Genomic DNA, 12489 nt, shown 5'->3' with positions numbered 1-12489 from the left:
AATTCTTAAAATTGAAAATAAATAAAGTTAGTCGAAGTCGAGTAAAACAGCGTTGATAACAAAATGATTACAGTCATTATAATGCTATAGTTTTTGGTGCTAAAAGTGCTACCAATTTCTTCCAGAGGTGCTTCTTTTTTACTATTAAATAGGTATAAGTCAAAACAAAAACCAATAGCTAACATTAGAATTCCTGTTGTTACAGTATTAGAGTCACCAATAAAAGGCATTTTAAAATCAAAAAACAGCATTTTTTTCATAATAAATACGGCTTCACTTAGATTTTGAGCTCTAAAAAGTGGCCATGAAATAAGTACAATTAGGTAAGGGTAGAGGTATCCTATTTTGCCAAAATCTTTTCGTTTAAAAACAGCTAAAAGGAAGCGGTCAAGAATTAAAATAAACCCATGAAAAGCACCCCAAATAACAAAGCTCCAAGAACTACCATGCCATAAGCCTGCTAATACCATAGTTAGCATTAAGTTTCTGAATGTAAAAAGCGTACTGCCTTTACTTCCTCCTAATGAAATAAATAAATAATCTCTTAACCATGACGATAATGATATGTGCCATCGTCTCCACGATTTCCATACAGAATTAGCGAAATAAGGCATGTTAAAGTTTTGGTTAAACTCAAAACCTAATAGCTTGGCACTTCCTATGGCAATATCTGAATATCCTGTAAAATCAAAATAGATTTGCCATGAATAAAATATTGTAGCTAAAAGTAATGTACTAGAATTGTGAATTTCAGGATCGCCATAAATAGAATCTACATATATAGCGAGATTATCAGCAATGACAATTTTTCTGAATAATCCTATAGCAATTTGAAACAAACCATCCTTAAACCACTTTTCCTTAAAAACACGTTTTTTCTCTATTTGTGGAATAAGATGTGATGCACGTTCTATAGGTCCAGCAACTAATTGAGGAAAGAAGCTTACAAACGTGAAAAAGGCCACAATATCTTTAGTAGGTTCGATTTCTTTTCTATAAATATCTATGGTATAACTTAACGTTTGAAATGTGTAAAAACTGATTCCAACAGGAAGAATAATATTTAGAGTCAAATCATCTACTTCCCAGCCAACTAACTGCATGGAAGCAGCAAAAGAGTCAGTAAAAAAGTTGTAATACTTAAAAAAGCCTAATAAGCCTAAATTTGAAACTAAACTGAAGGTTAGCCAGCGTTTTCTAATTTTATCAGATGTTTCAGCATGCAGTTTTAAGCCTATAAAATAGTCTAAGTAAGAACTATAAACAATTAGGCCTAAAAATCGCCAATCCCACCATCCGTAAAAGATGAAACTAGCAATTAATAAAAGCATATTTTGCTTTTTAAAATCACCTTTTAATAGCCAATACAGTATAAAAACTGTTGGCAAGAAAATTAAATATTCAATAGAGTTAAATAGCATGGTTTGTGGTTAGTTTTAAAAATAGATTTTCGTATTGATTAATAATTTTTTTGCTATTAAATCTTTCAGTAACTATCTGATTTACTTGTTGAGGGAAGAAATTAAAGTCTGTATAAATTTGGGTTAAATGATTTATACAATCTTCAATTGAATCGACAATATAACCATTTTTTCCATTTTCAATAATTTCATCAATTCCGCCAGGAGCTTTAAACGCAATAATTGGTGTACCAACGACGCAGCTTTCAATTAAAGAATTTGGAAAACCTTCAGAATATGAGCCTTGCAAAAATACATCACTTTTTCTTAAAAAAGACTCTACATCTTTTGTGTATTCTATATGTGTGACATTTTTAGTAAGCCCTTTTTGGTCGATTTTATTTAGTAATTTTTCTTTTTCAATACCATCTCCAATCATATAGTAATGAAACGGAAAGTCTAATTGCGATAAAACATCTATAATGCGTTCATGGCCTTTTTCTTTACTTAAGCGTCCTACTGTTATAATTTGCAAAGGTTCATTAGATTTTCTAATGTCGGTTTTCGGTAAAGTCGCTGAAGTAATTGGGTTATTAATTAGCGCAGTTTTATTTCTTGGCACATTATAATTTGCAACCATATCGTTCTGCATGTCTTTAGACTGACAAATTAGACAATCAATAAGTTGATAGGCTTTAACGATAAAAAACTTAGAAAAGTTAAGTTTGTTGTCTGTGCCATGTTGAGCTAAAACACTTAAAACATTGGCTTCTCTAGCTATAAATTTAATTTTTGGAAACCCAATTGACAGAAATGACATTAAGGTGTTTAAGTGAAAAATAGAGCTTAATACAATATCAGGTTTTTCAGTTCTAAGGTATTTTATAACAGGAAAAATAGCTTTTAGGACTCTTGATTTATTAAAGTACTTTACATGTAAACCTTCAACATCATAAACAGTATCTTTTTCAAAGCCAATAACTAAAAGTGTTGTGTCAAACTTTTCCTTATTTATGTTTTTAGCCACAAAAGACAAAATACGTTCAGCACCACCAGCTGCTAGTGAAGGAATCAAAAATGTTATTTTAATTTTTTGTTGACTCATTATTTAATAGTGTAATTTGCTCCGTTGTTTTTTAACCATTGTTTTAAAACCAATAGCTTCCATATTAAAGGGTATCTATTCCATGAACCATCCATGTGCTGTTTTATGCGTAACTGTACTTCTTGAACATCAATATTCGGAATTTGTTTTAGGCTTTCTTCATTTAATTCATCTAATACAAACTCTTTTAGTTCAGTTCTAAACCAATTTGAAAAAGGCATGGTAAACCCAGCTTTAGGTCGATCAAAAATATGCTTTGGCACATGATTGTAGAGCGCGTCTTTTAAAATACGTTTTTGATTGTTTTTGTGGTATTTAAAATGAGTTGGTAAACGACGTGCAAATTCAACCACTCTGTAGTCTAATAAAGGCGCTCTAGCTTCTAAAGAAAAGGCCATAGTTGCTCTATCTACTTTAGTGTTGATGTCCCAATTTAAATACGTTTTTAAGTCAAAATCAGAAATACGTTCTAATAAATTCTTTTCAGAATGTTTTAAATAAGACTGTTCTACAACGTTAGTACATTCTTTATGATTTTTAACCCAAGCATTATCAATGCCACTACTTATAGCGAGGTATAAATCTTCAATATTTTGATGCTCTAAACCTTTAGCGATGGTTTTTAATTTATAATGTGGCATACTGCCTATAAGCTTTGAAGAGCCTTGGCGAATAAAAGCAGGTAAGCGATAAAAAGGTTCGACTTGTTTTAGCCATTTATAACGCGTATAACCAATAAAACTTTCATCTCCACCATCGCCAGAAAGCGCAACAGTAACATGTTTTCTTGTGTGTTTTGCTAGTAGCATTGAAGGGATTGCAGAAGCATCAGCAAAAGGTTCATCAAAATAATGATTGAAATTTTCTATTAAATCTAAACCTTCAGAGTAGTTGCAATCTATCACATGATGTTCTGTTTTTAAGTGATTTGCAACTTGAGAAGCATATTCACTTTCATCGAAGCCTTTCTCATTAAACTTTACTGAAAAAGTTTTAATTTTACTTTCTGTGGTTTGTGATGCTAAAGCTGCAATAATTGAAGAATCAATTCCGCCAGAAAGAAACACACCAACAGGAACATCGGCAAATAAGCGTATAGAAGAAGCGTCTTTTATTAAATGCGAAAGCTCTTCTTTGGCATCGTCATAACTCCCTTTATACAATTCAATTTTACGGCTAGAAATATCCCAATATTGTTCTTTTTTAAAGTGGTTTGTTTTTAAGTCGTATTCAAAAGAATAGCCAGCTTCTAATTTATGAACCTCATTAAAAATGGAATAAGGATCAGGAATATTTCCCCAAGTTAAATACAAGGAAATTGCTTGGCTAGATATGGTTAAATCTGTGTTGTGTAATTGAATAGATGAAATCTGACTTGCAAATTCAAACCCTTTATCTTTTAGTGTATAGTAAAAAGGTTTTTGTCCCATTCTATCTCTAGCACCAAATAAGCATTGTTTTTCTTCATCATAAATTACAAAGGCAAACATACCGTTGAGTTTATTTATAAAGGCTTTTCCGTATTCAAGATACGCAGCACACAGGACTTCTGTATCGCTAGTAGTATTAAACGAATAGCCTTTAGATATGAGTTCCTTTTTAATCGTGATAAAATTGTAAATTTCGCCATTAAAAACAATATGGATATGCTTATATGTAAAAGGTTGGTTAGATCTTTCGTCTAGATCAATAATTGCTAATCTATTATGACCGAAGACGATATTTTCGTCTTTTCCTATAAAAGTAAATTGCGATGCATCTGGTCCTCGAAAAGAAGCTCGCTCAAGTTTATCTTTAACTTGGGAAGGAGAATATTTTAATGTTGAACCGTATATACCACACATAATTTAATTTATTTAAAGTTGAGTTTCAATGGCATCATTATCAACTCTAGTATAAAGCCAAATTGTAAAAAATAAAATCACATAGTTATAAAAGTAATTATGAGATACTAATAAGTAGGATGCCATAATCATGGCTAAATAAGAATATTCAGCATTAAGCCTGAAGTGTTTTAAACTTTTTACTCCTAAGCTTATATAAAATATTACCAATAGTATAAAAGGAATGATGCCAGCTTCGCCTAAAACCATTAGATAAGTGTTGTGAACACCAACTTTAATACCAACAGTATCACCTTGATGTCCTTGCATTGAACCATAACCATTTCCTATAATGGCATTATTTAAAATAACATCTGTGTAAAGCGCCCAAGTTTCTTGCCTAGATTCTCTAGTAATGGTTGTTGTTTTGACTTCTCCTTCGCTAAAAAAACTTTCAAGGGCATCAAATCTATCTTTATTAAGTTCGAATGCTGGTGTATTAATAATAACGATAATACCAATTGCGCCAACTAAAAGCCCAATTAAATTCTTCTTATTGGCAAAAAGAGAAGCGAGATTGACCACTAGTAAAAGTAAAAGGAAGTAACGCGATAAAGTGGCTATTCCAGCTAATGTGAATATAAACTGTGCGGCTATTTTATGTTTTTTATTGGCTAATCTATAAGTGAATGCAAATCCTAAAATACAAATTAGAGCGGCTCGATTAGGGTTAATATAAAAGCCAGCATACCTACCATATTCATCAGAAAATATCAAGGCATTTACAATAATACTTATGGCGCCAATAAGTAAATAGAAGCAAGCTTCAGCATTAGTAGTGTTTTTAGCAACTTCAGTAATAGATAGTATAAATAGAAAATATCTAAATATATCTTTCATGAATGTTGTTATTTCTCCAGAAAAATTTAATCCACCAATAGAGAAATACAATATTCCTAAAAGAAGCAAAGCCAATAGAGGTTTACTTTTTTTAATAAAGAAATAATAAAGCAATAATGAGACTAGAGATAAAGCACTAGCAGCTGCACCAAGTCCAGGATTAAACGATATTAAACCAAACATTGGGAGGTTTAATATGGTTAAAGCTAAAATGATATGTTTAAGTATCTCTTTCATTAATTGTGATTAATCGCTAATTTTTTTTCTTGCTTTTTAGTATAGTTTAAATACACAATGCTTCTAAACATTTGTAATAAAGCTGTACAAAGAGCAATTCCCATTACGCCATAATATTTCATTAAAATTAGGTCTAAAATAATATTTAAGATTACAGTAGCAAATGAAATGTAAGCCATATATGCATTTTTATTTATACTCGTAAGAAAACGAACTATAATGTTTCCACAGATTGTAAAGGGTAAACCAATTAAAAACATGCGCTGAATATTTGCAACAATCCTAGTGTCTTCTTGGGTAAATTCATCACGCTCGAAACATAATTCGATTATAAAATCTGAAAAAATCATAATTAAAACAGACACTAAGACTAATCCTATAAATAAGCGTTTAAGAATGTAATACAATTTTTTAAAAGCTTCTTCTTTATTATCATGATTGAGATTTGAAAAGTAGGGAAGAAGAACATTTCCTAAAGCAAGAACAATTATTGCAGTAAAGAATGCAGGTATGCGTAAGCCATAATTTAATGCAGCAATAGAACCAATAATTAATTGACCAGCAAAAATTTGATCGGTTACCGAAATCAATCCTGTTAAAAATCCTGAAGAGACTTTAGCAGGAACTTGCTTTAACATGATTATCGTATTCGAATTTAAGAAATCTGGCTTTTTAATTTTTATGATTTTTTTCTGTAAGGCAACAATAAATAGGAATAAGAATTGAATGATCGCTCCAGAAAGCATACCTACTGCTAAAACACTATCTTGTAGCTGTTCTTTAAAGAAAAAAATACAGATAAGCATGGTTATTGAAGTGAAAATAGGATATATCGAAGAATATCTAAATTCATCATATATATTAAGTAAACCACTTAATAAAGATGCAAATCCCCAAAATAGAATGCATGGTAAAAGGTAATAAAATTGAACTTTGACTAAAGCATAATATGCTGGAGTTTTTCCTTTAATTATAGTTTCAATAAAAACATCTGTAAATAAATAGGATAATAGAATAAAAAATAATGAAATCCCTAGAGTAATGATAAAGCTTGTCGATTGAAAAGCGCCAAGCTTATTGCTTGTTTTTTTCTCTGCAATATAATTTGGAATGAATACACCTTTAAAAGCATTTAAAAATACTTCACTAATAAAGCCAGGAAGTATAGCAGCCACAAAAAAGGTGTCTAATAATTCGGATAAACCAAAGGTTCCAGCAACCACTACCTCTTTGTAAAAACCTAGCCCTTTTACAAGAATAGCAATAGTTGCTACTGTTATAATATTAATAACTGTAGGACTACTAATGAGTTTTTTTAAGGCTGATATGTTGAAGTTTTTTTTCAAATTTATAATTATAAAAGACGTTTAAATGGCCAACCTAAAGTAAAGCACAGTTTTAATAATTTACTTTGGGTAGCTTGTTGGTAATCGTTTAAACTAAATTCTAAATATTGTGCAGCTCTTAATAAAGTATAGATGCGTTTTACAAAAAGCTTGGGCTGTTTGAAAAGGTGAGTTTTATAATACCAATTCAATATACTTAAAGAATAAACAGCCATTCCAAAAGCATCTTTTTCATGGTTTTGAATAGAAATGGCGTTTGCTGTATCTAAGTAATAGGTTCTCAATGTTTCATTAATATACTTAGTCTCAAAATTTTGACTTGCAATGAGTTCCCATATAACACCTTCAGGAATATAACCACGAGAAAATATAGCATTGTTTATTGTAATATTTTTTAAAACTTTTGTTTTAGTAAAGCCCCATTTTTCTTGAGAAGAAGCTTGTCGGATTTGTTGTTTAAAGGTGTTACTATAGTATGGAGACGTTGGGAACTTCTCACCAACTAAGTTTCCAAATTGATCATTACATAAGCAAGTCACTCCACTTATAGATGCTTTTCTTTCATCAGGAATAGAGTCGTACTCCTTTTTAAAAATAGCGAGAGCATCAGGAGTACACTCATCATCAGAATCAAAAGGCAAAATAAATTCACCTTTTGCAATGGCAATAGCTTGTTTAAAACACGCCATTTTATGCTGATTTTTAGCGTTGTTGATGTAATTAATTTCAAAGTTTGCAGTCTTCATTAACTCTAATGCAACTTCATGAGAATTATCTTTAGAGCCATCATTTATTAAAACCAATTCAAAATCTTTATAAGTTTGTGCATTTAAAGATTTAAAAACACGTTCTAAAGTATCAGCTCTATTGTAAACAGGCGTAAATATTGTGAAGGTATATTTATACGTTTCTTTATGGTCTTGCTTTTTATATGTTGGTAATAAATCTGTTAAATTCATATTATTGTAAGACTTTATAGATTAATTCTTTCCATTTATTTGCAATAAAATCGGCTTTAAAACACGCTGTGCTTTCCATGGCTTTTTTTCTAAATTGATTTTGTAAAACTTCATTTTCTAGAAGTATAGTTAATTTTTTTTCTAACTGTAATTGGTCGTTCACTGGAATTAGAAATCCATTTTCGCCATCATTAATTATTTCTGAAGGTCCTGAAGGACAATTGGTAGAAATACAAGCCATTCCAAAATACATAGCTTCTATAAGTGCATTTGGAAATCCTTCATAGTTAGACGGAAGCACAAATATCTTAGCACTATTATAATACTTAGAAATATCTTTAGAGTTTCCTAAGAGTTTAACAGAATCATTTAAATTTAATTGATTGATAAGGTTTTGAAATTGTTCTCTTTTATGACCTTCTCCAATTAGTAAAAGTTGCCAATTACCTCTTTCTATATTAGAGAATGCATTAATTAATAGTTCTTGGTTTTTTTGATGCTCTAATCTGCCAACACAAATAATATGATTCTTCTTTGAAACGTTTTCTAGTTTCTGATTAGCTAACTCATCAGATAAAGGATTATTAATGATAGATATTTTATTATTATGAACAAATGATTTAAAGTAATTACGAATATCATTAGTTTGAATAACTAAGGCATTAGTTTTTGGATACACGTACTTTCTAACTTTTACCCAGAAATTACTAATACTTCCATATTTAGGATGAATACGTTCACTAATTATTGAAGGAATCTTAAGCTGCTTCGCAATAATGACACTATAGATATTTGCACTAGTTGTAAATCCTATAATGACATCTGCATTAAAATCTTTTATGATCGTCTTTGACTTTTTAATTAAGTCATAGTGATTCCTTAAAGATTGAAAAAAGGAAGGTGTACTATTATATAGATTCTTCGCGTAAGCGATTTTAACTTTTGAATCAATGGAATAAAAAGGAGTGCACTTATATAGTACAACAATAACGATATCAAATTCATTAATGAGTTGATTCGCTAGTGAAGATACTACACGTTCCGCACCACCAGCTTTTAGACTTGGTATTATAAAGGCGATTTTTTTTCGTTTCAAGAAATTCTTGATTGTAGGATTTTGAACTATTTTTAGTACGAAACCTAGATTAATAGCGCAATAAAAGTATATATTTTTTAAACTCTAGCATCATGTTTTATTATTAATTAGATGAAATACCATTTTTATATTTTAAAATGTAATTTAATATTTAAAATACTGTAAGTCAGCGTGTTAATAAGTATTTCATAATTTTCGACACCAAAAACATCCAAAAACATGCATTTCAGCGTATATATTTGTAATTCATCTTTTTCAAGTGTTAGCGAAAAAGACAAAATATATCGATTAAATGTTAAAAAATACTACAAAAAACATTATATGTAGTTAAATACTTACAAAAATCGTGTATTTCGTCGAAAAAGTAAAAAGTTTACTTGTTTGAGAAAAATGAAATTATAGATTAGCAACGATTAATAGCAAAATCCCTAAAAATGAAAAACTTATACACTAATAAGTTTCTGTCGTTCAGAAATTTATTTTTGGCGCTTATTTTTACAGTTTATGCCTCAAACACAAACGTAATTGCCCAAGACTACCCGGAAGATATTCAATTATCAACAGTAAACTACCAACCTTATCAAGCTCCTACTGGAGGTTTTCCAGAGTATTTAGAGCCTTTTACCGAAACAATGTCTGGTAGTACTATTACAAGAATTAGTGATAAAGATGTTTTTGGTACAACATCTATACGTGTAAGACATAATTATGCAAAAGATCAAACATGGAATTCAGATGGTTCATTAATTAAACTTGCTGGCTATCCAGCTGCAATATTAGATGGTGAAACTTTTGAATTTTTATTTTGGAGAGATATTCCTTCTTATGGAAGATGGGCGAATACTGAGCCTAACTATATGTATGGAACACCAGGAAATCGATTCGTGAAATTTAATGTTTTAACAAATACGAGAGTTACTCTACGTACTTTTAGTTCATTTTCAAGTTTAGATTTTGGATATGGTGAAGGCAATCAATCTAACGACGATAAGTATGTTGGTTTAATTGGTCAAAACGGAAGTGATAGAACTTTAATTGTTTATGATATAGAGAATGATGAAGTTGTAGGAACCAAAAATATTGGTTCTTCTGGTGACTTAGATTGGTTTTCAGTATCACAATCTGGAAACTTTGCTGTAGTATCATGGAGAACAGATGGTTCAGGTCCTACTCAAGGATTAAAATCATATAATATTGATTTGACTAATGAAAGACATATATATGACCTAACTGCACATGGCGATTTAGGTATTGATGCTGATGGTAATGATGTGATGGTAGCCTATGAAGGACCAGATGGTTGGAATAACGATTCTTATGTGTATTCAGCTAGATTAGATGGTGGAGGTGTACAACCATTATTTCAATATCCTGGAGGAATCTGGGGAGGGCATATTAGTTGTAGAAATACAGATAGACCAGGTTGGGCTTATGTAAGTGAACAATGTTGTACTAGTCATGATGTGGCTTCTAGAGAAATATTTGCAATAAAACTAGATAATTCTGGAACTATTGAGCGTTTTACAAAACATCATAATGATGTGTCTCCAGGTAATGGTCATTCAACTATGGCTGTTCCAAATAGAGATGGGACTAAAATTTTATTTGCTAGTAATTGGAATGACAGTAATATTATGTCAGATCCTAATCCTCCAGCATGGGTTTTAGAATATCCTCAAGAAAGCTTAAGTGTAGATGAAAATGAATTTACAGATGCTTTAAAAGTATATCCTAATCCTACGAGTGACATTATTAATATCAAACTTAGCGGACCTAATAATCTAATCTCAGAAGTACAATTAAATGATATTCTTGGAAGAACTTTAATGAATAAATTAGTAGATAACGAAAGTTCTTTAACTTTAGATGTATCGTCTTATCCTAGTGGTGTGTATTTACTTTCTGTTATCGTAGATGGAAAAAAGCAAACTAAAAAAATTATTAGAGAATAATTTAATTTTATAAACGATAAAAAAGCTTCATAATTTTATGAAGCTTTTTTTTTACCATTCAATGTTTTTTAAAGTTGCAATACTATCACAGTTTTCTACAATCAGTACTACTTCTTTATCTTTGATATAGCTATCTATAGCATAAATTCCGCAAGGTTTTTTTCTAGAATCACTTTCAGAAAAATCAACATCTCCTTTTAAAAGTGCATCACTAATAGTAGCACTATCTATGTGTTTATGAATTAGGATATTTTTTAATTCATTAGAGTATACAAGTGTTTTTGTATTTATGTTTTTTAAAACACGAGCTTCAGGTCCATAAGCGCAAGATGTTTTTTTTCCGTTTAAAAAGAATGCTAAAAGGATTAATCCTAAAGAGAAACCTCCAAGGTAATAACCAATACGTTGAATTAATTTCAATTGTTAAAAGATAAGTAAGTTAATATCACTGTGTTTTAAATCGAACCATTCACCAACAGATTTGTTAGTTAAAATTCCGTGGTAAAAGTACAACCCATTTTTCAAACCTTTATCAAAACGTAAAGAATTTTCTAATCCACCATCTTCACCAATTTTCAATAAGTAAGGCGTAAATATGTTACTGATTGATATAGAAGCTGTTCTAGAATAACGAGCTGGAATATTTGGAACACAATAATGAATGACTCCATGTTTGACAAACGTTGGGTGTTTATGTGTTGTTACTTCGCTAGTTTCAAAACAACCTCCCATATCTATACTAACATCAATAATCACAGCTCCAGATTTCATACTTTCAACCATTGCATCAGTAATTAAGATAGGGGATCTGTTTTTTCCACGTACAGCACCTATGGCAACATCACATCGTTTAAGTGCTTTAGTAAGATTTTTTGGTTGAAGTGTAGAGGTGTAAATAGTGCGTCCTAAGTTGGCTTGGATACAACGTAGTTTGGTAATAGAATTATCAAAAACCTTTACATTTGCACCAAGACCAAGGGCGCTTCTTGTTGCAAACTCACCAACAGTTCCAGCGCCAATAATGACTACTTCGACTGGTGGAACACCACTGATATTACCAAACATTAATCCGTTACCTTCATTAACATTACTTAATAATTCTGAAGCGATGAGCACAGAAGCCGTTCCAGCAATTTCACTTAAAGAGCGTACAGCAGGATAGGTGCCATCTTCGTCTCGAATAAATTCGAATGCTAGTGCAGTAATGCGTTTTGAAGCCAAAGTCTCAAAATACTTTTTAGTTTGTGTTTTGAGTTGCAAAGCAGAAATTAAAATGGTTTGCGGATTAATAAGTTTTATTTGTTCTAGAGTAGGAGGTTCTACTTTTAGAATGATTGGGCAAGCATATACTTTTGAAGTATCATTGCTTATTTCTGCACCAGCTTCACTATAATCTTTGTCACTAAATTTAGCCCCTTTACCAGCGCCAGATTCAATTAACACACGATGGCCATTACTTACTAAAGCAGAAACAGCATCAGGTGTTAGGCATACACGTTTTTCTTGAAAAGCAGTTTCTTTGGGAATACCAATAAAAAGGTTTCCTTTTTTCTTTAAAACTTCTAGAGTTTCTTCTTGAGGTAATAATTGCTGTTTAGTAAAAGGCGATAAGGATTTTGACATAAAACGGACACGTTAATTGGTTAGTCAAATTACAAAATATTATTTATT

Annotated in this window: 10 protein-coding genes; 1 reads left to right on the top strand and 9 read right to left on the bottom strand. The window is 30.9% G+C overall.

Going from position 1 to position 12489, the window contains the following annotated elements; translation table 11 throughout:
• Positions 1 to 5: 5 nt before the first annotated feature.
• The 7 genes from ACFS5M_RS07915 to ACFS5M_RS07885 are packed head-to-tail and all read right to left on the bottom strand — an operon-like array spanning position 6 to position 8866.
• The gene (locus tag ACFS5M_RS07915; protein ID WP_183487644.1) at positions 6 to 1421 is read right to left on the bottom strand and encodes an MBOAT family O-acyltransferase; all 1416 of its coding nucleotides are present in this window, start codon (positions 1419 to 1421) and stop codon (positions 6 to 8) included.
• Positions 1411 to 2505, bottom strand: coding sequence for a glycosyltransferase (locus tag ACFS5M_RS07910; protein ID WP_183487642.1), 1095 nt, complete (start codon positions 2503 to 2505; stop codon positions 1411 to 1413). The genes ACFS5M_RS07915 and ACFS5M_RS07910 overlap by 11 nt, the downstream gene beginning before the upstream one ends.
• Positions 2505 to 4349 carry an asparagine synthase (glutamine-hydrolyzing) gene (gene asnB / locus ACFS5M_RS07905; protein ID WP_183487640.1) on the bottom strand — a complete coding sequence of 615 codons (1845 nt, stop codon included), beginning with the start codon at positions 4347 to 4349 and terminating at the stop codon, positions 2505 to 2507. The genes ACFS5M_RS07910 and asnB overlap by 1 nt, the downstream gene beginning before the upstream one ends.
• A 12-nt stretch (positions 4350 to 4361) precedes the next feature.
• Positions 4362 to 5465, bottom strand: a complete 1104-nt coding sequence (locus tag ACFS5M_RS07900; protein WP_183487638.1) for an O-antigen ligase family protein — start codon at positions 5463 to 5465, stop codon at positions 4362 to 4364.
• Entirely contained in the window at positions 5465 to 6811 is a 1347-nt protein-coding gene (gene murJ / locus ACFS5M_RS07895; RefSeq protein WP_183487636.1) for a murein biosynthesis integral membrane protein MurJ, read from the bottom strand. Before murJ ends, ACFS5M_RS07900 begins: the two co-directional genes overlap by 1 nt.
• 8 nt (positions 6812 to 6819) lie before the next feature.
• Positions 6820 to 7770 carry a glycosyltransferase family 2 protein gene (locus ACFS5M_RS07890; protein ID WP_183487634.1) on the bottom strand — a complete coding sequence of 317 codons (951 nt, stop codon included), beginning with the start codon at positions 7768 to 7770 and terminating at the stop codon, positions 6820 to 6822.
• A 1-nt stretch (position 7771) separates the two neighbouring features.
• Complete coding sequence (locus ACFS5M_RS07885) at positions 7772 to 8866, bottom strand: glycosyltransferase family 4 protein (protein ID WP_183487632.1); 1095 nt, start codon at positions 8864 to 8866, stop codon at positions 7772 to 7774.
• Between the two features lie 434 nt (positions 8867 to 9300).
• Here ACFS5M_RS07885 and ACFS5M_RS07880 point away from each other — a divergent pair, with 434 nt between their 5' ends.
• Entirely contained in the window at positions 9301 to 10818 is a 1518-nt protein-coding gene (locus ACFS5M_RS07880; RefSeq protein ID WP_183487630.1) for a T9SS type A sorting domain-containing protein, read from the top strand.
• A 51-nt stretch (positions 10819 to 10869) separates the two neighbouring features.
• On the opposite strand, the gene ACFS5M_RS07875 is transcribed toward ACFS5M_RS07880, so the two are convergent.
• On the bottom strand, positions 10870 to 11238 hold the full coding sequence (locus tag ACFS5M_RS07875) for a DUF4258 domain-containing protein (protein ID WP_183487628.1): 369 nt from the start codon (positions 11236 to 11238) through the stop codon (positions 10870 to 10872).
• Positions 11239 to 11241: 3 nt separating this feature from the next.
• Positions 11242 to 12441: an alanine dehydrogenase gene (locus ACFS5M_RS07870; RefSeq protein WP_183487626.1), complete on the bottom strand. Its 1200-nt coding sequence runs from the start codon at positions 12439 to 12441 to the stop codon at positions 11242 to 11244.
• Positions 12442 to 12489 lie beyond the last annotated feature (48 nt).

The organism is Lacinutrix iliipiscaria (genome assembly GCF_042686125.1).
GTDB classification, from domain to species: domain Bacteria; phylum Bacteroidota; class Bacteroidia; order Flavobacteriales; family Flavobacteriaceae; genus Oceanihabitans; species Oceanihabitans iliipiscarium.
The sequence above is the reverse complement of the archived record's forward strand: the minus strand, read 5'-3'. Positions and strand labels throughout refer to the sequence as shown.

Coding starts and splice junctions, on each gene's coding strand:
- ACFS5M_RS07915 (WP_183487644.1), bottom strand. CDS start 1,421: ATGCTATTTAACTCTATTGAATATTTAATTTTCTTGCCAACAGTTTTT.
- ACFS5M_RS07910 (WP_183487642.1), bottom strand. CDS start 2,505: ATGAGTCAACAAAAAATTAAAATAACATTTTTGATTCCTTCACTAGCA.
- ACFS5M_RS07900 (WP_183487638.1), bottom strand. CDS start 5,465: ATGAAAGAGATACTTAAACATATCATTTTAGCTTTAACCATATTAAAC.
- ACFS5M_RS07870 (WP_183487626.1), bottom strand. CDS start 12,441: ATGTCAAAATCCTTATCGCCTTTTACTAAACAGCAATTATTACCTCAA.
- asnB (WP_183487640.1), bottom strand. CDS start 4,349: ATGTGTGGTATATACGGTTCAACATTAAAATATTCTCCTTCCCAAGTT.
- ACFS5M_RS07890 (WP_183487634.1), bottom strand. CDS start 7,770: ATGAATTTAACAGATTTATTACCAACATATAAAAAGCAAGACCATAAA.
- ACFS5M_RS07880 (WP_183487630.1), top strand. CDS start 9,301: ATGAAAAACTTATACACTAATAAGTTTCTGTCGTTCAGAAATTTATTT.